Source organism: Butyricicoccus sp. Marseille-Q5471, from assembly GCF_951230135.1.
Classification (GTDB): Bacteria; Bacillota; Clostridia; order Oscillospirales; family Butyricicoccaceae; genus Agathobaculum.
On record NZ_CATNVC010000002.1, the window covers coordinates 389724 to 411909 of the forward strand.

At 56.5% G+C, this 22186-nt stretch carries 21 protein-coding genes and 1 tRNA gene; 14 read left to right on the top strand and 8 right to left on the bottom strand.

Annotated elements, in window-relative coordinates; all coding sequences use genetic code 11:
• Positions 1–3: 3 nt before the first annotated feature.
• Complete coding sequence (gene aguA / locus QOX26_RS04410; protein ID WP_283673678.1) at positions 4–1098, bottom strand: agmatine deiminase; 1095 nt, start codon at positions 1096–1098, stop codon at positions 4–6.
• Between the two features lie 120 nt (positions 1099–1218).
• On the opposite strand from aguA, the gene QOX26_RS04415 reads away from it, so the two are divergent.
• The gene (locus QOX26_RS04415; protein ID WP_283673679.1) at positions 1219–1731 is read left to right on the top strand and encodes a hypothetical protein; all 513 of its coding nucleotides are present in this window, start codon (positions 1219–1221) and stop codon (positions 1729–1731) included.
• A gap of 50 nt (positions 1732–1781) precedes the next feature.
• Here QOX26_RS04415 and QOX26_RS04420 read toward each other — a convergent pair whose 3' ends face one another.
• Positions 1782–2516, bottom strand: coding sequence for a YaaA family protein (locus tag QOX26_RS04420; protein ID WP_283673680.1), 735 nt, complete (start codon positions 2514–2516; stop codon positions 1782–1784).
• A gap of 134 nt (positions 2517–2650) precedes the next feature.
• On the opposite strand from QOX26_RS04420, the gene QOX26_RS04425 reads away from it, so the two are divergent.
• The 6 genes from QOX26_RS04425 to QOX26_RS04450 all read left to right on the top strand — a co-directional run bounded on the left by QOX26_RS04425 (position 2651) and on the right by QOX26_RS04450 (position 8173).
• Complete coding sequence (locus tag QOX26_RS04425) at positions 2651–3034, top strand: metal-dependent transcriptional regulator (RefSeq protein ID WP_283673682.1); 384 nt, start codon at positions 2651–2653, stop codon at positions 3032–3034.
• Positions 3031–4272, top strand: coding sequence for an MFS transporter (locus QOX26_RS04430; RefSeq protein WP_283673683.1), 1242 nt, complete (start codon positions 3031–3033; stop codon positions 4270–4272). The genes QOX26_RS04425 and QOX26_RS04430 overlap by 4 nt, the downstream gene beginning before the upstream one ends.
• A gap of 10 nt (positions 4273–4282) precedes the next feature.
• Positions 4283–4969 carry a tRNA1(Val) (adenine(37)-N6)-methyltransferase gene (locus QOX26_RS04435; protein WP_283673684.1) on the top strand — a complete coding sequence of 229 codons (687 nt, stop codon included), beginning with the start codon at positions 4283–4285 and terminating at the stop codon, positions 4967–4969.
• A gap of 20 nt (positions 4970–4989) precedes the next feature.
• Complete coding sequence (gene rsmI / locus QOX26_RS04440) at positions 4990–5847, top strand: 16S rRNA (cytidine(1402)-2'-O)-methyltransferase (RefSeq protein WP_283673685.1); 858 nt, start codon at positions 4990–4992, stop codon at positions 5845–5847.
• Positions 5848–5930: 83 nt separating this feature from the next.
• Positions 5931–6611 (top strand): response regulator transcription factor, encoded by a 681-nt coding sequence (locus QOX26_RS04445; RefSeq protein WP_283673686.1) that lies wholly within the window; start codon positions 5931–5933, stop codon positions 6609–6611.
• A 5-nt stretch (positions 6612–6616) separates the two neighbouring features.
• Positions 6617–8173, top strand: coding sequence for a sensor histidine kinase (locus QOX26_RS04450; protein ID WP_283673687.1), 1557 nt, complete (start codon positions 6617–6619; stop codon positions 8171–8173).
• 51 nt (positions 8174–8224) lie between these two features.
• On the opposite strand, the gene QOX26_RS04455 is transcribed toward QOX26_RS04450, so the two are convergent.
• Entirely contained in the window at positions 8225–9283 is a 1059-nt protein-coding gene (locus QOX26_RS04455; RefSeq protein ID WP_283673688.1) for a carbohydrate kinase family protein, read from the bottom strand.
• Between the two features lie 13 nt (positions 9284–9296).
• A complete protein-coding gene (locus QOX26_RS04460; protein WP_283673689.1) occupies positions 9297–10022 on the bottom strand; it encodes a glucosamine-6-phosphate deaminase in 726 nt (241 codons plus the stop codon).
• Between the two features lie 257 nt (positions 10023–10279).
• Between QOX26_RS04460 and QOX26_RS04465 the strand changes: the two genes are divergently transcribed.
• Positions 10280–11347, top strand: coding sequence for a Gfo/Idh/MocA family protein (locus tag QOX26_RS04465; RefSeq protein ID WP_283673690.1), 1068 nt, complete (start codon positions 10280–10282; stop codon positions 11345–11347).
• Positions 11348–11441: 94 nt separating this feature from the next.
• Positions 11442–12614: an MFS transporter gene (locus QOX26_RS04470; RefSeq protein ID WP_283673691.1), complete on the top strand. Its 1173-nt coding sequence runs from the start codon at positions 11442–11444 to the stop codon at positions 12612–12614.
• Positions 12615–12680: 66 nt separating this feature from the next.
• On the opposite strand, the gene QOX26_RS04475 is transcribed toward QOX26_RS04470, so the two are convergent.
• From QOX26_RS04475 to QOX26_RS04485, 3 genes are read right to left on the bottom strand one after another with little or no spacing between them, the layout of a single operon-like run.
• Positions 12681–13577 carry a sugar phosphate isomerase/epimerase family protein gene (locus QOX26_RS04475; RefSeq protein WP_283673692.1) on the bottom strand — a complete coding sequence of 299 codons (897 nt, stop codon included), beginning with the start codon at positions 13575–13577 and terminating at the stop codon, positions 12681–12683.
• A gap of 60 nt (positions 13578–13637) precedes the next feature.
• Positions 13638–15248: a response regulator transcription factor gene (locus QOX26_RS04480; RefSeq protein ID WP_283673694.1), complete on the bottom strand. Its 1611-nt coding sequence runs from the start codon at positions 15246–15248 to the stop codon at positions 13638–13640.
• A gap of 3 nt (positions 15249–15251) precedes the next feature.
• Positions 15252–16997, bottom strand: a complete 1746-nt coding sequence (locus tag QOX26_RS04485) for a sensor histidine kinase (RefSeq protein WP_283673695.1) — start codon at positions 16995–16997, stop codon at positions 15252–15254.
• A gap of 252 nt (positions 16998–17249) precedes the next feature.
• On the opposite strand from QOX26_RS04485, the gene QOX26_RS04490 reads away from it, so the two are divergent.
• The 5 genes from QOX26_RS04490 (at position 17250) to QOX26_RS04510 (ending at position 21677) form a co-directional block, all read left to right on the top strand.
• Positions 17250–18578: an ABC transporter substrate-binding protein gene (locus QOX26_RS04490; protein WP_283673696.1), complete on the top strand. Its 1329-nt coding sequence runs from the start codon at positions 17250–17252 to the stop codon at positions 18576–18578.
• A gap of 81 nt (positions 18579–18659) precedes the next feature.
• Complete coding sequence (locus QOX26_RS04495; protein WP_283673697.1) at positions 18660–19535, top strand: carbohydrate ABC transporter permease; 876 nt, start codon at positions 18660–18662, stop codon at positions 19533–19535.
• Positions 19536–19547: 12 nt separating this feature from the next.
• Positions 19548–20390 carry a carbohydrate ABC transporter permease gene (locus QOX26_RS04500; RefSeq protein ID WP_283673698.1) on the top strand — a complete coding sequence of 281 codons (843 nt, stop codon included), beginning with the start codon at positions 19548–19550 and terminating at the stop codon, positions 20388–20390.
• Positions 20390–21439, top strand: a complete 1050-nt coding sequence (locus tag QOX26_RS04505) for a Gfo/Idh/MocA family protein (RefSeq protein WP_283673699.1) — start codon at positions 20390–20392, stop codon at positions 21437–21439. The genes QOX26_RS04500 and QOX26_RS04505 overlap by 1 nt, the downstream gene beginning before the upstream one ends.
• Positions 21440–21600: 161 nt before the next feature.
• Positions 21601–21677 (top strand) — tRNA-Met (locus QOX26_RS04510).
• A gap of 173 nt (positions 21678–21850) precedes the next feature.
• Here the strand turns inward: QOX26_RS04510 and QOX26_RS04515 are convergent.
• Positions 21851–22186, bottom strand: a 336-nt coding sequence (locus QOX26_RS04515; RefSeq protein ID WP_283673700.1) for an ATP-binding protein, incomplete at its 5' end; no start/stop codon positions are given.

Consider the following 22186-nt stretch of genomic DNA (forward strand, 5'->3'; position numbering starts at 1 on the left):
TTTTTATCTTTTGGGAATCTGCTGGGTGATGCAGTGAATGTTGCCGCCGCCAATCAAAATATCACGCGCGGGAACGGCAATGATTTCGCGCGTCGGGAACAGCATTTGCAGCATATCCTGCGCCGGCTTGTCATTCGGGTCGCCGAATGCGGGCATGACAATCGCGCCGTTTGCAATGTAGAAATTGACATAGCTCGCAGCCAAACGCTCGCCCGGCGTACGGGTCGGCTCGCCGTCACACAGATCAAGCCCCTCGCACTCCTCGGCGGTGATGGTGACAGGCGCGGGTAGCGGCAGCCTGTGCACGGTAAGAGCTCTGCCCTTCGCGTCCACCGCTGCCTCCAGTGCGGCAAGGCTTGCGCGCGAAAGTGCATACTGCGGGTCAGATTCATCGTCCGTCCATGCCAATACGACCTCGCCCGGTGCGGTAAAGCAGCAGATGTTATCCACATGCTCGTTAGTCTCGTCGTTATAAATGCCGGAGGGAATCCAAATCACCTTGGAAACGCCCAGATAATCGCACAGCACCTGTTCAATTTCCGCGCGGCTCAGGTCGGGATTGCGTCCTGCGGACAGCAGACAGGCCTCGGTCACGAGCGCCGTCCCCTCTCCGTCCACGTGAATCGAACCGCCCTCGCAGATGAAATCCCGCTTGTCATAGCAGTCGTTTTCGAGCAGATCGCAGAATTTGCGGGCGACGCAGTTGTCACGCTCCCAGCTCGGATACAGACCGTCCACCTCTCCGCCCCAGGCGTTAAAGCCCCAGTCGATGCCGCGGCGCTCGCCTGTTCTGCTGACAACGAACGTCGGCCCGACGTCGCGCGCCCATGCGTCGTCCGTTTCCATGACAACCAGGCGCACCTCGTCCGGCAGCTGGGCGCGGGCATTGTCGTACTGCGTTTCCGAGCACAGCACGGTCATTTTTTCGCTCTTCGCAATCGCACGGATTACCGTCAGAAAGGCCTTTCGCGCGGCATATGCGCCATACTGCCACGAATCCGAACGCTCCGGCCAAATCATCAGACAACCCTCGTGCGGTGCAAATTCCGCGGGCATATAAAACCCGTCCTGCGCGGGTGTTGTGTGTAAGATTTTCATATTGTGTTCTCCGTTTCTTGCTTCTGTCATAAGGTTACTATATTTTCGTTCCACTTGCAACGGTTGGCCACATATGTTACACTAAAATTACAAATAATTTGACCGCGTCAGGAGGCTCCCATGTCTAATTCTTATTATTACAACAATGGCTTTGTCTATTATTCTCCGTTTTCATGGGTGCTGCCTGTTCTGGCTGCACTTGTCATCATCGCAGGCGGCATCGCGTTGTACTGCCTGTTTGTGCGCCGTCCCAACCACTATCAGGGTACAGCCGCCAAGCTGCACGATGTGCTCTCTTTCCGCACGCTCTATGGGGAGCCGCTGATCAAGCTACTGTACTGCATCACGATATGCGCGCTGACCGTAACGAGCGTGGTCATGCTGTTTACCAACTTCTTTGTGGCGCTTCTGATTTTTGTCGGCGGCAACATCGCCGCACGCATCTGCTTTGAGCTGACGCTTTTGCTGTTCCGCCTGTGCCGACATATGCGTGAAATCAACGAAAAAATGGGGCCGCTGCCCACACCGCCCGAGCCGCCCGCTGCGCAGCCGTACTACGCCGCGCCCCAGCAGCCCGCCGCGCCGCAGACGCCTGCTCAGCCGACGCAAAACACGATTCCTCCGCAGCAGTAAGCTGCACAAACCGAACAAAGCAAACGCTGCGGCTTGGCCGCAGCGTTTTTTTACGCCCTGCTGATAAAGGTCATCGTATGGTTGTCCGACAAGCTCTGCTCATAGGAGAAATCATTCCAATCGAACGCTGCAAGCTGCTCGGGTGACTGCACCTGCTCCTGCACGATGTACCGTGCCATACGTCCGCGTGCCATTTTTGCAATTGCCGGCAGACAGCGCAGCTTTCCTTTGCTGTACACCAGAAATTCGCAGGTCACAAAGCGGTCGCCCTCCTGCAGAAAGGGCCGCACCGCGCGGCTGTACTCGCTCGACGCAAGGTTAATCACGGTATCCGTTTCCGCATACAAATCACGATACCATCGGTCACCCCAAAATCGGTAGAGCGATTCTCCATCCGGTTTGTGCGCCAATTCAAGGCGATAGGGACGAATCGCATCCAACGGGCGCAGCACGCCGTAAAACGCCGACAGCGTGCGCAGTGTCTGCTGGGCACGCAAAAACTCCGATGCGGAAAACGAGTTCGCATCCAAGTGCTTGTATGCCAGTCCGTCGAACGCGAGAATCGCCGCGTCCCCGCCCTCATCTGTCCACTCTGCAAAATCGCCCGCCGCACGCAGGGCAAGCGCGGCGCTGGTTTTCATGAGCGATTCCAATTCATACGGCGCCAGCACGCGCAGTCTCTCATGGAGCAATCGCGTTTGCTCCAGATAGCGCGGCCGACTGAGCGGCAAATCGGCACGCGGTGCGGTTTCCATATTTTTCGCGGGGGATAAAATCGCAAGCATGGGTGTTTCCTCCGTTCTTTGCTCTTTTCCTATTGTATCCCTTTGCGCTCCGCGTTGCAAGCGCACGTATATTGCCAAATCCGGCAAGGCATGATAGAATAAGGTATTATTATCCCAAAGGAGGCGCACCTTTTATGAAAATTCAGGAGAGCGCTGAAAACTATCTTGAAGCCATTTTGGTGCTTCAAAAAGAAAAAGGCTCGGTGCGCTCAATCGACGTGGCGCATTACACCGGTTTCTCCAAGCCCAGCATCAGCCGCGCGGTCGGTCTGCTGCGCGATAACGGCTATGTTGCAATCGACCAGAACGGTCTGCTGTCGCTGACCGAGGAAGGCCACAAAATCGCGGCCTCGGTGCTGGAGCGTCATATGGTCGTCACGCAGTTTCTGATTGCGCTCGGAGTCAACCCCGAAACCGCCGCGGAGGACGCCTGCCGCATCGAACACGTCATCAGTGAGGAAAGCTTTGACAAGCTCAAACTTCACGCACAAGCCTACGCCGAAAAGGCCGGCAAATGACAAGAAAAGTCTGTCCGGTCTGGCTTGCCGACCGGCTTTTCTTTTTGTGCGCGGGTATCTACATCGTCGCGCTGTTCGGCCGGCTGAGCTATACCTCGGTCATGGCCGAGCTTATTTTGACCGAGGGGCTGACCAAAAGTCAGGCCGGTCTCATCGGCACCGCGCTGTTCATTGTTTACGGCGTGTGCCAGTTGCTCAGCGGCCTGCTCGGCGACCACATCGCGCCCAAAAAGATGATAACCGTCGGCGTGGTGGGTTCGGCGATTCTGAACCTCGGCATGGCCGCCGCCGGCAGCTATCCGATGATGCTTGCCTGCTGGGCGGTAAACGGCGTGTTTCAGGCGCTGATCTGGTCGCCCTGCGCACGCGTATTTGCCGAAATGCTGCCGCCGAGCAATCGGGTGCGCGCCTGCGCAAACGCTGCCGCCACTTACCCGATTGCAACGGTGCTCGTCTACCTGACCGCCTCACTGCTGCTGCACCGCACCAATGCGCGGGCGTTGTTTGTTCTCTCCGCAGTGCTGATGCTGATTGCCGCCGCCTTTTTCTGGATGCGGATGAGCTTTTATGAGCACGAGACCGCCATGCACGGCGAAACCGAAGAGCTGCTCCCGCCGACCGAGGCGCAAGGCGGCTCGCTCTTCAAGCTGTTCCTCGTTTCGGGCGCGATTTTCGCGCTTGCCGCCGCGGTCGCGCAGGGTCTGCTGCGGGACGGCATCCAGTCCTGGGTGCCCACCTTCATGACCGAGTGCTTCCACTTCGGTGCATCCGCCTCGGTCGCAATGGCAATCATCCTGCCGTGCCTGAACATTCTGGGCGTGTTTTTCACCCGCTGGCTGCGCAAACGCTATCTCCGAAACGAGCTGACCGGCGCGGGCGGCTTTTTTATCTTCGCAATCGCCGCGCTCGGCATTTTGTTCTTTGTGTCCGATAAAAGTGCACTGCTCTCGCTGTTACTGCTAACTGCGGCCTCTACTGCTATGGTCGGCGCAAATATTATGATTATCAACCTGCTGCCCATTCATTTCGGCACAATCGGCCGCGCGTCCAGTGTGACGGGTGTGCTCAATTGCCTGGCCTATGTCGGCTCGGCCGTGTCAAGCTACGGAATCGGCGCGGTGGCCGAGCATCTGGGATGGAATGCTGCAATTCTGGTCTGGCTCGGCTTCTGCGTGATTGCGCTCGCCGGTACGACTATGGGTGCACGCCGCTGGGGACGCTATCGGCAGGATATTTGAGGAGTTTTTCATGCAGACAAAAGAAACCCTGCCCAACGGTCTGGTGCTTTGGCAGGACGATGCGTTTTTTAAACTGGGACAGGACAGTGTACTGCTCTCAGCCTTTTCCAAACCGCGCCGGTATGCCAAAGTGCTCGACCTCGGCTGCGGCACGGGTGCGCTCTCGCTGCTGCTTTACCGCCCCGACCTGAAAATCACAGGACTGGAATTGCAGGATGGCCCGCTCGAGCTATTCCGACGCTCCATTGCTGAAAACGACGTTGAAATCAACGCCTTACAGGGTGATTTACGCCAGATGCGCGCAATTCTGCCGCATGGGAGCATGGATTATGTCATCTGCAACCCACCCTATTTTGCGGCGGGTTCGGGCAAGGCCGCCGCTGGCGCGGCGCGTTCCACCGCGCGGCAGGACGATAACTGTACCGTCGAAGACCTCGCGGTCGCAGCCTCCTATGTGCTGCACACGGGCGGCAAATGCGCAATGGTGTTCCGTCCGGAGCGGCTGTGGGCACTGCTAGAAGCGCTTTCCCGCGTGCGGCTGATGCCCAAACGGCTGCGCTTTGTGCATCAAAACGCGTCGGCCGTTCCCTCCGCTGTACTGGTCGAGTGCCGCAAGGGCGGCAGCGCGGAGGGTCTGACCGTTGAGCCGCCGCTGCTCGTCGAGTCAGATGAATACCGAATGATATACGGAAAATAATTTTTCGAGGGATTATTACAATGAGTAATGGAATTTTATATTTGGTGGCCACACCGATTGGCAATCTGGGCGATTTGTCGCCGCGTGCGCGGGACATCCTGACCGAGGTCGATTTTCTCGCCGCTGAGGACACGCGCGTGACGCAAAAGCTGCTGACCGCGTGCGGTCTGCCCAAAAAGCCGATGATTTCCTACTATGAGCACAACCGCCGTGCGCGCGGCGAGCAGGTGCTGGAAAAGCTGCTCGCGGGCGAAAGCTGTGCGCTCGTGACCGACGCGGGCACGCCCGCCGTATCCGATCCGGGCGAGGATCTGGTCGCCCTGTGTGCCGAGCACAACGTCGAGGTCATCCCCGTGCCGGGATGCTGCGCCGCCGTGTGTGCGCTTGCGGCCTCCGGGCTGCCGACCGGACGCTGGTGCTTCGAGGGCTTTCTCTCGGTCAACAAAAAGGCGCGGCGCGAGCATCTGGACGCGCTTTCGGGCGAAACCCGCACGATGATTTTCTATGAAGCGCCCCACAAGCTGCGCCAAACGCTGGACGATCTGGCCGCTGCCTTCGGCGGAGACCGACGCATCTCGCTCTCGCGCGAGCTGACCAAGCTGCACGAGCAAACGCTGCGCATGACGCTTGACGAAGCCATCACCTACTTTGCCGAAACCGCGCCGCGCGGTGAATTCGTGCTGACCGTCGAGGGCACCGCCGTTGAAGTGCCGACCGAGCAGGACGAACAGCAGCGCCTTGAAGCGGCTGCGGCCGCCGTGCGCGAGCGCATGGCAGACGGCCAAACACAAAAGGACGCTGTCAAGGCCGTTTCCGCCGCGACAGGCGTCAAAAAGAACGCGCTTTATGCCTTTGTTTTGGAGCAAATCGAAGAGTAAATCATCGAATTCCCGTCATTTGTTCACACAAAGGACAAATTTATGTCGTATACTTGAGATATCCAAATAAAGGTGGGATTACAATGTCTACGATTTTAATTGCCGATGATGAGGCGCGCATCCGACGACTTGTCAGCGACTTTCTGAAAAGAGACGGTCACAACATTATCGAAGCCGCCGATGGCGCACAGGCGCTGCAAGCGCTCGAAAACCGTCGCGAAGGGCTCGATCTTGCCATTCTCGACGTGATGATGCCCAAGCTGGACGGCTTTGAAGTGCTGCGTGAACTGCGCGCACAGGAGGGCGACGGCGCACATCTGCCTGTTATGATGCTGACCGCCCGCGCGGAGGAAACCGATCAGGTTCGCGGTCTGGAGGACGGCGCAGATGATTATGTGACCAAGCCCTTCTCCCCTGTTGTGCTTGCCGCTCGCGTACGCACGCTGCTCAAGCGAGAAGGCCGTGTCAGCGCACCGATTGCGCAGATGGGCATGCTTTCCATCAACGAGCTGCGCCGCGAGGTGCTTGTCAGCGGTAAATCAACCGACCTGACCCCCAAGGAATACGAGCTGCTTATCTATTTTAAAAACAACCGTGCAATCGCTCTGTCACGTGAGAGCATTCTTAACGCTGTATGGGGTTATGACTACTTCGGCGACCTGCGCACGGTAGACACCCATGTGAAAAAGCTGCGTGCCAAGCTGGGAGAGGCCGGCTCGATGATTGAGACCGTCCGCGGCTACGGCTACCGCTTTGAGGGATAATGCCAATGAAACGCCATTCGATCCGCTTCAAATTCTTCGCCGCGATCAGCGCGGTCGCGGTCGTGTTTATCGGCGTTCTGCTGCTGCTCAACCTGTTCCTCTACGATGATTACTATCTGATGACCCGCCGTGCCGAGCTGCGCAAGACCTATGAAAGCATCCAGCGCGTTTACACCGGGGACATCACCGACATCACCGAAACGCTCGACGCACTTGAAAATCGCAACGCGGTGCGTCTGGCGATTGTTACAAAAAGCGGCATCATCTACACGCCGTCCGGCTCTTTGGATTCCGCACCAATTTCCCCACACAGCAACGCCTCCGGTTCGGATGCAGCATATCCAACTCCACAAGCGCCGTATCTTGACCGTTTTTCAGGAAAAGAGCAGCCATACCGCATATTCGACGTGCTGTTCTCCGCCATTCGCACGGTCGATTTCTCGCAGCTCGATGAGAGCCGATACCAGTTTTCCACCATCGCGCTGACCGACAACGAACAGTATCTCTGTCTGACCGGCGTGATTGGCGAAAAGGATGCGGATTTGTTGGTTGCCTACATGCCCTATGCCTTCATTGAGCAAAACTCAACCTTTACTCTGCTGTTTCTGCTCATCGCAGGCGGCTGCGCGTTGGTCATCTGCATCATTTGCGGATATTTCATCTCGCGGCAGTTCACGCGCCCGCTCATCACCATGGGCGCGATTGCGAACAATATGTCGCGGCTCGATTTTACCGAAAAGTATGAGGGCAACGAAACCGATGAAATCGGCCAGCTGGGGCAATCACTCAACCGCCTTTCCGCCTATCTGGAGCAGTCCATCGGCGAGCTGCAGCAGTCGAACGAGCAGCTTGCGCAGGAGATTGAGGAGAAGCAGCGCATTGACGACATGCGGCGCGAGTTCATCGTCAATGTATCGCACGAGCTGAAAACGCCGATTGCCGTCATTCAGGGATATGCCGAGGGGCTTCAGCTCGGTGTGGCCGACGATCCCGAGGATCGCAAATTCTACTGCGACACCATCACCGACGAAGCCGACCACATGAACAAGCTGGTCATGCAGCTGCTGAACCTGTCCAAACTGGAGCTTGGCGCGGAGCAGACCTATGTTGACGATGTCGATTTGCATTCGCTGTGCGCTGACGCGGTGCGTAAAACCGCAGTTCTGTGCAACAGCCGCGGTCTCACTGTGGGGTATGCGCATACCGACGCTACCGTGCACACGGACGGTGATATGCTCGAGCAGGTGCTGATGAATTATCTTTCTAACGCAATCCGCTACACGGCGGACGGCGGACACATCGAGCTTTCTGCCGTAAACACCGCAACCGGCATCCGTCTCTGCGTGTTCAACGAAGGCGACGGCCTGCCCGAGGAGGAACTGCCCAAGGTCTGGGAGAAGTTCTACCGCACCGACCGCGCACGTTCGCGCGAAAACGGCGGCACCGGCATTGGCCTGTCACTCGTGCGCGCCATTGCGGAAACGCTGCACGGCGCTTGCGGCGCAGAAAACACCGAGGGCGGTATCATATTCTGGTTTGAAATCCCGAACGCAGAAGAGTAACACAAAAGCCGGAAGGCAATCCTATGCTGGATTGCCTTCCGGTCTTTTTCGTTATAAAGAGTCTGCGTAGTCCGCAAGCGCGGCGAGACTCACATTGTGCCCGAGCGTAATGTACCGGCTGGCGGTGAGATTGGCAACTGCCAGCCTCTCCTGCGCCGGCTGCTCCAGCAGGATGCCAAGGCAGTAGCCTGCGTTAAAGTTATCTCCCGCGCCGGTAGAGAGTACCGGCTTCTCACAGAAGATGGTCGGCCGCTCGTGCCATTCGTCTGACGCAAGCACACAGCTGCGATGCAGCGTATGCACAACGACTTCATGCACGCCATACCGCGCGGCAAGCGCACGCGCCACCGTCTCCAGTCCGCCGGACACTCCGATATGGCCACCAAGCAGCTGGCATTCATTCTCGTTCAGACTGAGCACGGTGTGCCGCACACCGCCGAAGCGCCCAATTAGGCAGAGCACGCGTTCGATTTCCTCCGCGCTCTTGCGGGCGATGTCGCACAGGTCAAAGAACAGGGTTTTATCATGGTCGGGCGCTGTGTTTGCAAAAATCCGCTCATACACGCCGGTCCAAAGTGCGGTCGCGTACTCGAGCTCACTCCAGTTGAGCAGCGCGGCCAGGTCGGCAGACGCGTACAACTCAGCGAGCGCCGGTACGGCGGCAGAAACTTCGGAAAACGGATCGCCCTCCATTGCGCATCGTGCGGCCAGCAGCACCTTTCCGTCCCCAAATTCCAAACAGTCGGCCGTGCCCGCCTCGGCGTAGCTGTGCCGACGGCAGGACGGCGGCATTGCGTCAAACGATGCCCCGCCGAACATGCCGATACAGTCGACTGCAACACCACACGCGCCCAGCGCCGAAGAGAAAATCGGGCAATTTCCGCCGACCTTATGCGTCTGCACATCCAGCTCGACCGAGCAGCTTTTCCCCGTCTTGCGCTGTAAAAAGGCGCCGAAATCCGCTATCGTTTCAAAATATTCGCGCGATTCTCCCGTGATTTTGTATACCGGACGCAGAATGCGGTCAACGAATCCGTCAAACCCTGCGGTCACACGCTTGTCTGCAAGATGAGCGGGTGCATCGCGCAGCAGCGCGGCCAGCTGATGCATAATCCTTCCTCCCTCAGAGCTTGGCAGCCGCGCCCTCATCGAGCACAAAGCAGCCGTTCGGATGATTCTGAATAACCGATGCCGGCACAGCGTTATCCACCGGCCCATTGATTGCACGCGCAACAATATCTGCCTTCTTTTCGCCGTTTGCAATGACGAACACATGCTTCGCTTCCATAATCTGCGCCACACCCTGCGTCACGCCGTGGGTCAGCGGCAAATCACGTCCGCCGAAATACTTGCCCATCACGCGCTTGGTGGTGTCCGACAGCAGCGTCATGTGGGAGCGCATCGAGAAGTCAACCCCGTCCTCATTAAAGCCGAGATGGCCATTCATGCCGATGCCGAGCACACTGACGGTCAGGCCGCCGTTACGGGTGATGAATGCATCATGTGCACGCAGCATTGCACCCACATCACCAGTCTTGCCGTCAAACTGGAATACATCGGCAAACGGATGCTGCAGCGCACCGAACAGATTGGTCTTGAGGAAATAGGCGCAGCTGCCCTCGTCCGCCACATTCAGGCCGACCCACTCGTCGAGCATTACAAATTTTGCGCGGGAGATATCCAGTTCGCCCTCATTTACCATGCGAACGAATTCCCGCACCATACCCAGCGGTGTGTCGCCGCCCGGAAAGGAAATCAGCGCATCCAGCGTGCGGCGAATAATATCCGCCACCATTGCGGCGGTTCGGAGGCTCATTTCCTCATAATCCTTGCAGATAATGGTTTGCATCGTCTATTTCCTCATTTCTATGTCATTTTATGCTTTCACTATAGCATACCGCATCAAATCACCGCAATGGGAGAGCGTTGAATAACTTTGTACTATTTTGCCTACTTTCTAAGGCAGTCAAAATCTTCCCATAAAGTGCGCGAAAATCTGCATTGACCTGCGCCCCGGCCTATGGTTGAATAAAAGCATGAACAACAGGTTTCCGCGCCTTCAAGCGGCTGCCCGGCAGGCCGGGCACAGTGAAAGGAGAATTTAACATGGTTAAGGTTGGTCTGATCGGTGTCGGCACGGTTGCGCAGCTCATGCACCTGCCCATTCTGAGCGATCTGAAGGAGCATTATCGCATCGCCGCGGTATCCGACGTATCGCCGTCTCAGCTTGCCTATATTGCGGACAAGTACAACGCCACCCCCTATCCTTCCCCCTTTGATTTGGTGCGCGACCCCGAGGTGGAGGCCGTGTTCGTCCTCTCGCCTGACCAGTATCATTTCGAGTACGCGAAGGCGGCGCTCGAAGCCGGCAAGCACGTGTTCGTCGAAAAGCCGGTCACGCTGTGCCCGCAGGAGCTGGAAGAGCTGATTGCGCTGGAAAAGGTACATCCGGAGCAGATTTGCATGGTCGGCTACATGCGCCGTTACGCACAGGGCTTCCTCAAGTGCAAGGAGCTGCTTGAGGCGGACGACCGCAAGATTGAATACATGCGTTTCCGCGATATCATCCTTGAGGGTGACTTCTATATCGGCCAGACCAAGCTGCCCTTCCTGCCGAGCGACGTCAGCCGCGACCTGATTGAAGAGAGCGGCAAGCGCCGCCGCGAGCAGATCGGCCGTGCACTGGGCGAGGACTGCACCGAGCAGCAGCGCACCACCTATCAGATGCTGACCGGTCTCGGCTGCCACACACTTGCGGCTGTACGCGAGCTGGTCGGCATGCCCAAGAAGGTGGAATCGGTCGCGGTGGACGGCGAGCATGTCATCGCTGTGCTGCGTTATGACGACTTCCTTGCCCTCTATGAAATTGTGAACGATCAGGATGTCGTGCAGTTTGACGCTTCTATTGAGATTTATCAGCACGACCGCCGCATGCACATCAAGCACGAAACACCGTACCTGCGTTATCAGCCGCACACCTTCGAGGTGGTTGAGTCGACCAAGACAGACACCAAAACCACCCTTTACGGTCCCGACTACCGCGATTCCTTTGAAAACGAAGTCAAGTATTACCACGACTGCATTGTCAGCGGCGTGCAGCCCAAGACCGACTTCGCGGACGCGATGGACGATTTTACCCTGTTTAAGCAAATCTGCGACAAAATCGAGGAATAAGGCGAAAGACAACGCTTCGCAAGGCAAATACACCAATCGATTGATAAGCTGCCCTCCCAACCGGAGGGCGGCTTTTTATAAAGGAGGCCATCACGTGACGCAGTTTCAAGGCATCAACCGCCGTTTTCTCGCCCTGCAAGCGCTGATCACTGCGATGAGCTGCGTAGGTGTGGCGTTCATCGTGCCCATTTTACAAGGCTTCGGCTATGATTCCCTCCGCATCGGTATGACCATGACGCTTGCCGCTTGCGCCGCCTTCGTTGCCAAACCTATCTGGGGGTTTGTGGGCGACCGCTTTCCCTACGCGCGTCAGGTCGTGCTGTGCGGTGCGGCGGCCGGCTGCCTTTGCTACCTGCTGCTAATTCGGTCAGGCGGCAGTATGCTGCCTGTCGCCGTTGCGGTGATGGGGCTGGATTTGACCATCCTGTGCATGATGAACTTTGTTGACTCCTGGGCGCTGCGCCTGATGAGCGAGGTGTACCCGCTCAATTACGGTCTGACGCGCGCGGGTGGCTCGTTTTCCTATGCGGTGACGGCCGCCGTATTCGGTGTGCTGATAGAACGCTTCGGCAGCCGCGCGGGCATTCCTCTGCTCATCGGAATGCTGCTGCTTTTGGTGCTGACCGTCATGGGCATCCCGAATCCACACGTCTGCGGCGCGGCGCAGGTGTCGCTTGGCGCAGGTGCACGCACGCTGCTGACCAATCGCCCCTATCTTGTCGTTCTGGCGGCGTATTTTCTGTGTACGTTGTGCTCCTGCGCGACCGACAGCTTCTTTTCCCCGCTCATCACTTCGCTTGGCGGAACCCAGTCGTTGGTCGGCCTCGGCCTGTTCGTGCAGGCGATGAGCGAAGTGCCCGTCATGCTGGTTTACGGCCGCATCAAACGGCGCACCGGCCGCCCTGCCTGGCAATTTCTCGCGGCGGCAATGGTGTTTTTCGGCTTGAAGTGCGTCGGCATGGGTCTTGCGCCGAACTACCCCACCGTACTGGTCATGACGCTGCTGCACGGCCTGTCCTTCGCACTGCTGACGCCTGCGCTCGTGGATTTTGTGCTTGAAACCGTGCAGACCGACTACCTGTCCACCGCGCACCTGCTGTGCGGCGCGGTCGGCGTCAGTCTGGGCGCGATGGTGGGCAACACGCTGGACGGCGCGATTGCAAGCGCGGTCGGCGTGGCAAATATGATGGTACTTGTCAGCGTCTTCTCGTTCGCCGCCGCGTCGCTGGTCTTCTTCTACTTCCGCAGACGGGAGAAAAAAGACTGAAGCCCAAAATCCATATCAAAAAGCGCCTCGACCGGTGTCGGGGCGCTTTCATATGCCGTAAATTTATCAGCCAATCATGTGAATACTGCGCAGATATTCCAGGTTGCGCTTTGCAGCGGCGAAAGCCTGTGCGTTGGTGGCACGCGGCATGTCCTGTTCGATGACGCCGATGCCTTCAAAGCCGATTTCCTCCAACAGGTCGCGCAAGGCTTCGTAATCAACGATGCCGTCCTTCAAGTCGCACATCACGTCTAGATCAAAAGCGTCGTCCGAGCCGAGTCCTTCGTCCATCACCTTTTTGCGCACCGCGCCGTCCACGTTCTTGAAGTGCAGATACTGAATTTTGTCCGCCCATTTGCGGATGAAGTCAAGCGCAGAGGTGTCGCCCGGCTCCGAGCCGCCGTTTGCATAGGCGTGATGCCCGATGTCAAAGCAGAGCGGTAGGCCGGTGAAGTCCATCAGGCGTTCAATCTCCGCCTCTGTCTCAATCATTGTACGCACATGCGGGTGGAACACAACCTGAATGTCGTACTCCCGCTTGGCGTACTCAGCCATATCACGCACCATGGTCAGAAAACGGGTCCAGACCGCTTCGTCCATATCCTCCTTCTTTTCACTGTGCGTGCCGACATCGCTCTCGTCCATCGTGACCAACCACTTTGCACCGACCGACTGCATACGGCGGCACAGACTGTCCAAACGGTCACGGAATCCCTCAAAGCTCTCATACTGATCGAACTGATAGCAGGCAGTGCCCGCGCAGGCTTCCAAATGGTGCGTGCTCAGCGCGCTGCGCAGCGTTTCCGCATCGGTCGGCAGATAGCCGTCCGGACCGAGCTCGAGCGCAACATAGCCTGCCTGTTCTGCCTGTTCCAAAAACAGATCGGCCGGCGTGCCGGACGGTGTGCCGTCCGCATACCAAACGCCCCACGAGCAGGGAGCGGTTGCAATTTTAATATTCATCAAAAATCCTCCTCTTTGCTTTTTGTCTATCTTATTATAGTAGCGCCAATGCGCATTTGGTTAGCACGATACGGGCATGTTTGCAGCAATTTCTTGTCCAGTTGCACGTTCGCCATCGGCGCGATATTCCTTCGGCTTACACCCGACCGCCTTTTTGAACAGCTTGGAAAAATAGACCGGATCGCCAATGCCGACCGCCTCGGCGATTTCATAGGTCTTCATATCAGTTGAACGCAGCAGCAGCTTTGCATGTTCAATGCGCACATTCAAAATATAAACACTTAGGTTCTCACCGATTTCACGTTTAAACAGCTTGCTGAGATAGCTGGTGCTCAGATGTACCTGCGACGCGAGCGACTCAAGAGAGAGCGGCTGTGCATAGTTTTGATCGACATAGCACTTGATGGAAAAAATGATGCTGTCGATATTGCCCGGCGCCGCACTGATGCCGTCAAACACGCCGCAGACAAAATCGGTCAGCTGCTGTTCGATTTCATCAAGCGAGCCACGCTCAAACAGCGGCTCAAGCGCGAGCGTTTGCGCGTCAGACAAGCAGTCGGAACGGTCGTAGCTAAACAGCAGTCCGACGCAGAAGTTGTGGATGATGCTGCAAATGCGCTGCACACTCGAAAGCGGCAGCTTTTGCAGGCGAACAAATGCAAACAGGCGCGCCAACGTTTCCTCCACGCACGAGCGGTTGTGGCGCTCAAGCGCACTTTCAAACAACTTCAGCTCGTCCGTCACCGTTTTCCACACAGCGGGGGAAAGTGCCGGCAAATCATCGTACCGCACCACCGGCATTTGCAGGGAATACTCGGCAAAATGCTGCGCGTGGTCGGCCTGCCGCGCGGCCTGATGCATGGCAAGGGGATCGTTCTGCCGGCGGCTCATGCCGATAGTAAGTAAAAATTCGGACTGCTCGCCCGCGATGGAAACCGCTCGCAGACAGGCGCTGCGCACCTCCGCTTCATCGGCCTTGCAGAGCACCACATAGCAGAACCGATCGGCCTTGGGCACGAAATACGGGGTCTGCCCGCTCAGGCACTCTTGCAAAATGTGCTGCGCATGCTGCAGGAAGGCAGCATAGTCGCAGTCCGGCGCTTTGGACGCGACGCCGAGCCGCAGCACATGATAATCCAGCAGGTTCAGCCCCAGTTCGGCCACACGGTGGTAGGCGAACATATTGGACAAATTCGCTCGGTATATCAAGTCATACAGCAGCAGGTTGCGCTTCAGCTCCAAGCTCTGCTGCTCTCTGTCGGCCAACAGCCGGCTTGTGCGGCGCTGATCGCTCTCGCGGTCAATCTGGCCGCATGCTTTCTCGATTGCCTGCACCAGTTTTTCCTCTGTTGAGGGTTTGAGAACAAAATCGACCACGCGGTAGCTGATTGCCTGCTGTGCATAGTCAAAATCCGGAAATCCGGTCAGCAGAATCACCTTGACCTGCGGCGCGTGCTCCATCACCCATTTTGCCAGCGCAAGGCCGTCCATGTCCGGCATACGGATGTCTGAGATGACAATATCGGGTTCTGTTTGCTCGATGAGATGCACTGCCTCCAATCCATTGCGTGCCGTAGCGGCAATGCGGCAGCCGTGCGCCTGCCAGTCCATGCATGTCGCAAGTCCGTTTAAAATCGCGTTCTCATTGTCAACCAGTAAAATATCACGCATTGGTCAGTCCCCCTTTTGTTCCGCCGGAATGATAATCAGCACGACCGTGCCCACGCCCGGACTGCTGTTGATACGGAATGTGCTTTCCGCACCGTATAGCAGCGCCAGACGCCGCTGAATATTGGTCAGCGCAATGTGATTGTGGCGACTGCTGTCCTGATCGGTCAGTTCGCCGAGCAGGAAGCCCGCGCCATCGTCCGCAATACGAATGTAAACACTGTCATCCTCTTCCCAAATCTGTACTGTGACCTTGCCGCCTCCGCGCTTTTTTTCCAGTCCATGCACCACGCTGTTTTCCACCAGCGGCTGAATGGTCAGCTTGGGTAAGTAACAGTCCAGTACAGACTCGTCGGTATAAGAGATTTCATAGCAAAGCTCATCCGAAAAACGCGCCTTTTGAATGTCCAGATAGTAGCGCGCGTACTCCAGTTCCTCCCGCAGGGTGACCTTCTGCTTGCCGTCCCGCGCAATGCTCGCGCGCAGCAGCGCAGCAAGGTCGGTCACCATTGTGCTGGTCTGCTTCTGCCCCGCCACAAGACATTGCATATTGACCGTTTCCAGCACATTGAAGATAAAATGCGGGTTAATCTGCGCTTCGAGCACCTTATATTCACTCTCGCGCAGCAGCATGCCCTTGGTGTACGCATCCTCGTACAGCTGCTCCAAATTTTCAGCCATGCGGTTGAAGGACGAAACAAGCGTATTAACCTCGGTATATTCGGTGCGCTGCATGCGCACGGTCAGGTCGCCGTCCGCCATGTGCTCTATGGTAGAGATGCTGTGCTGCACCGGCCGCATCATCCTCCGTCCGAGGGCAAGCGCTGCAAAAAGCGTGCCCAGCACGACCGCGGACAGAAATACCAGATACCAAGCGACCGTGGTGCGCCCTGCGCGGACAATCTCGCTCTCCGGAATGAAGATATCGAGCTGCAGCCGATAGCGCCTCAGCGGCTGACGGATGTGATAACAGCTGCGTCCGCGCCATGTCACATAGCCTGTCTCCTGCTCGCCCGCGTCCAGTTCGCGCAGGCGCTGCTCGAGCTTCGGGTCTTCCGTCTGGCTTTTGGCGGAGAGCAGCACCCCGTCGTCCGTAGTGAACAACACCTCGGCGCCGGGGTAGATCGCCTGAATCGGCTCCGCCGGAATCATGCGTCCGGTATTGACCTTGATGATGATTTTGCCGCACACAATCATCGTGCTGACATCGGTATAATCTACAATATAATAGGCAGAGTCTTTTTCCCCGGCAGGCTTGACCAAATCGCCGAAGGAGCTAAAGTCCGCATAGCGCTCATACAGGCTGCGAATTTCAAGCAGTTCGCTGGGCAGCAGGCTGTCCCGTGCGCTGGTGATAAGCGTATCCTCACCGTAAAACAGGTAGAGCGAATCTATGTATTGATCTGTCCATGCGACATTGTACAGCGTTGCACTGTCAAGCGTGTTTTGCAGCTTGGCGTGCTGCGTGCCGGTCAGCGGCGCGCCATCCTGCGCCATGATGGCACGCACCTCCCGACTGCCGAGCAGGGATTCCACGCTGCTGCGCAGCATCTCCATCGCGCTCGAGTTCTTTTCAATCAGCTGTGCACTGTAAAAATCCGCACTTTCCTGTGCACTGCGGCGCAGTTCGGTCGAAAGCTCCGTCACGATATAGCCGACCGACAACATTGCCGGCACGAGAATCAGCAGCAGCACGAGCGCAATTGCCCTCCAGAACAAAGAGCGTTCTTTTGTTTCATTCTTCCGTTCCACCGCTTCTGTTCCCCCTCTGCATTGTGTCATACTCATTATAACACAAAACCCCCGTTGCGTGGGTTTCTCGCATCAAAATCTCCTGTTTTCACAACTTTTGTTTCACTCTGTTTCAATTTCGTTTTTGAACCTATCTTGTGATTCGAGCAAAATGTTCCTGTATTTAGGCAAAAGCTTTCCTTGTTCCTCCCCTGCCCAATTGCTATGATAAAGATACCGAATCAAGGGCGCGTAAACAAAGGAGGAAGAAAGATGAAAAAGCGATTACTGGCATTACTTATGGCAATGACACTGGGCGCAGGCTGCCTGACCGGCTGCGGCAGGAAACCCGCTGCGGACGGCAACCAAGCATCCGGCGGAGACACCGCCGCGGGCGGCGAGGTCGTCATCAACTATCCCACCTTCCAAATCGGCGTAAATACCGCCGCTCCGGTTGTGGCACAGCTGGTGCAGGAATTCAACGAGCAATACAAGGGCAAGTACAAAATCGTCATCGAAGAAATTCCCGGTGATGCAAATTACCTGGAAAAGATGAAGGTCATGATTTCGGGCGGTGAGCTGCCCCCGGTCGTTTACGGCGGCGGCTACAAGGTGCTTGATCTGGCATTGGCCAAGGATCTAGTCGTCGATCTGACCGATTATGTCAATCAGGATGCGGACTGGAAGGCCAATTACAACGAGCAGGCACTCGCAGTAAACTCGCGTGACGGAAAGATTTACGCCTCCTCCAGCGAGCTGCAGCTGGTTGGTTACTTCTATAACAAGGAGCTGTACGCCAAGGCCGGCATCGACAAGCCTGCCGAAACCTGGGATGAATTCTTTGCCGATTGCGACAAACTGCTTGCGGCAGGCATCACTCCGCTTTCCATGGACACCGGCGACGGCGCATGGTGCACACAGCTTCTGATGGGCGCTATGATTGCCACCAGCGGCGAAGAAGGCCTCAAGTTTATGGAAACCTCTCAGCCGACCGATTACAACCTGAAGGCCGTTACCGATGCGGCGGCTAAAATTCAGCAGGCCTTTGCCAAGTACACCACCAAGGACGCTGTTGGCGGCGTTTATGAAAACGCAGCGAACAACTTCTTCTCCGAAAACACCGCGATGATCTGCAACGGTCCCTGGATGATCGGCGACTTCTCCGACACAACCAAGACCGACGAAGGCTTTGCCGATAAAATCGGCTGCGCGGTTTACCCCGGCCCGTTTGTCTACTATGCACCGTTGGAAGGCTTCTTTGTGACCAAGCAGGACGATCCCAAGCTGGTCGAGGCCTCTGTTGAAATGGTCAAGTTCTTCACCTCGACGCATGCACAACAGCTTGCGCTTGAAACACAGGGCATGCTCCCCGCTTCTCCGCAGGTAGAGGTAACCGATCAGGCCAAGCAGAAGTTCCCGCTGCTCGCGGACTTCCTGGTCATGGCCAACGAGGTGGAGACCCGCAGCAATGACTTTACCAGCAATATGTTCCCGAACGTGACCGACGTCATCAGCCAGCAGATGCCCGCACTTGCCACCGGCGATATCACGCCCGAGCAGTTTGCGCAGGCGCTGACCGATGCGGCCGCTAAAAATCAGTAACCCCTTATTTTCTCCCCCATCTAGGCTGCGGGCCGCCGCGATATGCGGCGGCCCGCACTCATTTTTTCAAGGAGGCGCACTGTGAAAAAGAACAAACTCTGGATTCCTGTTTTCCTCGCGCCGGCATGTATCCTGTTCCTGCTGATTTACGCGGTTCCGCTCGTGCTGGTATTTATCACCTCGTTTTTCGACTACCGTCTGATGCCAAACCGCTTTACCTTCATCGGTCTGGACAACTACATCCAACTGCTGACGAGCGACCCCGTGTTTGCCGAAGCATTTCGCAACACCGTCGTCTGGATCGCGATCCACTGCACCGTGCATGTTTTCATTGGTACTTTGCTGGCATTTATTCTCTACAAGAAGCCGCGCGGATGGAAATTTGTCCGCGTCAGCTACATGATTCCGAACATTATCTCCCAGTCCGCAATCGCTATGATTTTTCTCAACCTCTTCAACCCCCAGTACGGTGTGATTAACTCCCTGCTGGGCGCGGTCGGACTTGAGAGTTTTCAGCACAACTGGCTGTTTGAACGCGCGACCGCATTCCCTTCCGTCACGATGACCTGGCTGCTCTTTGCGGGCTATACCACCACCCTCGTGCTGGCCGAAGCACTGAGCGTAGACGAATCACTGATTGAAGCGGCGCGTGTTGACGGCGCGTCCAGCTTTCAGATTGACCTATTCATCATGTTCCCGATGGTCAAAAAGATGATTGGCACAACCGTTATTATGGCAGCGACTTATATGCTGCAGCTGTTCTCCCTTATCTACATTACAACCGGCGGCGGCCCGCAGACTGCAACCACCAACCTGCCGCTGATGCTCTATCAGACTGCGATGAAGGAAAACAACTACGGCTATGCCAATACCATCGGCGTGTTTATTATCATCGTCGGTATGATTACAATGGTCATCATCAACAAAGCGTTCAAAATGAACGAATCGGATTATTAAGGAGGGGCAGGCATGAAAAAGCAACTGACCGCAAAAGAAGGCGTGCTCATCACGCTCAAATACCTATTTATGCTGCTCTGCGTACTGGTGGCGCTGTTCCCGATTGTTTGGGTCATCATGTCCTCATTCAAAACGAATAAGGAAATCCTGTCCAACGGCCTTGCGCTGCCCACTCAGTTCAACTTTAACGGCTATCGGGACGCACTGCAGATTTCTCCCATCCTGCAGTTTTTCAGCAACAGTGTCGTGATCACCGTCATCAGTACCTTCATCAACGTGCTTGCTCTTGCGATGGCCGGCTATGTGTTTGCACGCTGCCGTTTCCGCTTGAAAAACGCCCTGTTTCTGCTGCTTTCGGCATCTATGGTTATACCGACCACCTCGCTGCTGCATCCGGTATATCTGGTCATCAACAAGATTGGCCTGACGGATACCAAAACAGCGCTCATCCTCGTTTATGCGGCGCTCAGCATGCCGCTGTCGCTAATGATTATGCGATCGACCTTTCAGGCGATTCCGCCCTCCCTTGAGGAAGCCGCCTATGTAGACGGCGCCGGCTTCTGCCGCACCTTCTTCCAGATTATGCTGCCCTGCGCAAAGGGTGGTCTGGCTTCAGCGGGCGTGCTCGCCTTCCTCAACGGCTGGAATGAGTTCACCTTTGCCCTCGTGCTCACCAGCTCAACCTCGGTGCGCACACTGCCCCTCGCGCTCGGCTATTTCACCTCATCCTTCAGCTTCAACTATACGGCTATGTTTGCCGCCATTACCATTGCGGTGATTCCGTCAATTCTCGTGTTTGCAATCTTCCAGGAGCAGATTGTCAACAGCCTGATTGCCGGATCGGTGAAGGGTTGATGAGCGCGCTCGGAATTGCCGTAGTCGGCTGCGGTGCAATTGCCGCGAGCAAATACCTAGACAACCTGTCCCTGATGCCGGAGGTTTGCCTACTCGGCTTTCTCGGCGGACAGGCGGACCAGTACCGGACACGCTACGGCGCGTCCGGTGCTGCCGTTTACCGATCGCTCGATGAACTGTGTGCAGATTCGCGCATTGATGCGGTCTGTGTGTGTGCGCCAAACAATACCCATGCCGCGATTGCAACCGCCTGCCTGAACGCGGGCAAGCACGTCATCTGCGAAAAGCCGATGGCAATCGACGAAGTCGATGCGCAGGCCATGATAATAGCTGCAGAGCGAAACAGCCTAACGCTCACCATCGGCCATCAGGCGCGCTTCTCCCCTGCCGCGCAAGCCCTGCGGCGGCGCATCGCGCAAGGCGAATTCGGCGAACTGTACTACGTGCGCTCCCGCATGCTGCGGCGGCGCGGTGTACCCACGTGGGGGCATTTTCTTGACCCCGTGGTGCAGGGCGGCGGCTGCCTGATGGATTTGGGCACTCACGCACTCGATCTGGCACTTTGGCTGTTGGATGACTTTGAACCGCTGTCTGCCATGTGCGCAACCTACCGTGCGCTTGCCGACCAGCCGACTAACGCAAACCGCTGGGGTGCGTGGGACGCCAAGTCATTTGGCGTAGAAGACGCAGCCTTTGCGACCATCCATCTGCGCGGCGGTGCAACGCTTGAGCTTGCGTGCAGCTTTGCTCTGAATGTGCCCACCGACCATGAGAATGACGTGACCCTTTGCGGCACACGTGCAGGCGCGGAGCTGCGGGACGGCATGCTGCACGTAAACGGTGTGCGGGACGATGCGTTCTACCTTGACACCTATCCCGCGGCCGATGACGAAAACGAAGCCAACCGCCGGCAGCTTGCTGATTTTGTGGAAGCGATTCGCACCGGAAGAGATTCTCTTGTTACCGCGCAGCAGTCACTTGCTGTCTGCCGGATTCTGTGCGGCCTGTACCGCTCGGCGGTGCGGCGGCAGCCGGTGCAATTCGACTGACAAGAAAGGTACAGGCGTCAACGTTGTCCACCTCCGGCAGCCACCCAGCGGGTGGCAGTTGTTTCATCCAAAAATAAAAATCAAAGTTTTTTAGATTTTCCCTTGACAGTTGCGCCCTGACATGATATATTAAATAAGCACCTCAGGTGAGGGCAAAATATCGCGGGGTGGAGCAGTTCGGTAGCTCGTCGGGCTCATAACCCGAAGGTCGCAGGTTCAAATCCTGTCCCCGCAACCATAAAAAAGCTGATTTCGATAAGAAATCAGCTTTTTTCTTTGCCTTTGCAATCTTAAAAGAGTACTAGAAAAGCCGTCCGGTGTTTATGCGCCAAAAAAATCAGGGCGTGTAAGCAGTCAAGTAAAGTGCACACTTTTTCGCCAGCAAATGCACACTTTTTCAGCGCCAGTTTTTTAGCCGGTAATGGACTGGTGGTGAGCTAAACGGTAGCTGTTACCAGTCATGTTAATAATCTCGCAGTGGTGGATGAGGCGGTCGAGGATGGCCGTCGTAATGGTGGCGTCACCAAGGAAATCAGCCCACTCATCAAAACCCTTGTTGGAGGTAATAATCAGCGAGGTTTTCTCGGACATGGAAGATACAAAGCCAAAGAACAGATTCGCCTCTGCCGGAGTCAAGGGCATGAATCCCACTTCGTCCACCACAACGAGGGCGGCTTTCTGTAAATATTTCAAACGTCGCTTGCTTGCACCTGAGATTTCAGCAGTTTTTAGCACGGACATTAAGCC

Excerpts from the sequence above, each read along its gene's own strand:
- QOX26_RS04475 (WP_283673692.1), bottom strand. The coding sequence starts at position 13,577 with ATGAATATTAAAATTGCAACCGCTCCCTGCTCGTGGGGCGTTTGGTAT.
- rsmI (WP_283673685.1), top strand. The coding sequence starts at position 4,990 with ATGAGTAATGGAATTTTATATTTGGTGGCCACACCGATTGGCAATCTG.
- QOX26_RS04465 (WP_283673690.1), top strand. The coding sequence starts at position 10,280 with ATGGTTAAGGTTGGTCTGATCGGTGTCGGCACGGTTGCGCAGCTCATG.
- QOX26_RS04490 (WP_283673696.1), top strand. The coding sequence starts at position 17,250 with ATGAAAAAGCGATTACTGGCATTACTTATGGCAATGACACTGGGCGCA.
- QOX26_RS04480 (WP_283673694.1), bottom strand. The coding sequence starts at position 15,248 with ATGCGTGATATTTTACTGGTTGACAATGAGAACGCGATTTTAAACGGA.
- QOX26_RS04450 (WP_283673687.1), top strand. The coding sequence starts at position 6,617 with ATGAAACGCCATTCGATCCGCTTCAAATTCTTCGCCGCGATCAGCGCG.
- QOX26_RS04500 (WP_283673698.1), top strand. The coding sequence starts at position 19,548 with ATGAAAAAGCAACTGACCGCAAAAGAAGGCGTGCTCATCACGCTCAAA.
- QOX26_RS04420 (WP_283673680.1), bottom strand. The coding sequence starts at position 2,516 with ATGCTTGCGATTTTATCCCCCGCGAAAAATATGGAAACCGCACCGCGT.
- QOX26_RS04445 (WP_283673686.1), top strand. The coding sequence starts at position 5,931 with ATGTCTACGATTTTAATTGCCGATGATGAGGCGCGCATCCGACGACTT.
- QOX26_RS04435 (WP_283673684.1), top strand. The coding sequence starts at position 4,283 with ATGCAGACAAAAGAAACCCTGCCCAACGGTCTGGTGCTTTGGCAGGAC.
- QOX26_RS04430 (WP_283673683.1), top strand. The coding sequence starts at position 3,031 with ATGACAAGAAAAGTCTGTCCGGTCTGGCTTGCCGACCGGCTTTTCTTT.
- QOX26_RS04505 (WP_283673699.1), top strand. The coding sequence starts at position 20,390 with ATGAGCGCGCTCGGAATTGCCGTAGTCGGCTGCGGTGCAATTGCCGCG.
- QOX26_RS04460 (WP_283673689.1), bottom strand. The coding sequence starts at position 10,022 with ATGCAAACCATTATCTGCAAGGATTATGAGGAAATGAGCCTCCGAACC.
- aguA (WP_283673678.1), bottom strand. The coding sequence starts at position 1,098 with ATGAAAATCTTACACACAACACCCGCGCAGGACGGGTTTTATATGCCC.
- QOX26_RS04455 (WP_283673688.1), bottom strand. The coding sequence starts at position 9,283 with ATGCATCAGCTGGCCGCGCTGCTGCGCGATGCACCCGCTCATCTTGCA.
- QOX26_RS04425 (WP_283673682.1), top strand. The coding sequence starts at position 2,651 with ATGAAAATTCAGGAGAGCGCTGAAAACTATCTTGAAGCCATTTTGGTG.
- QOX26_RS04415 (WP_283673679.1), top strand. The coding sequence starts at position 1,219 with ATGTCTAATTCTTATTATTACAACAATGGCTTTGTCTATTATTCTCCG.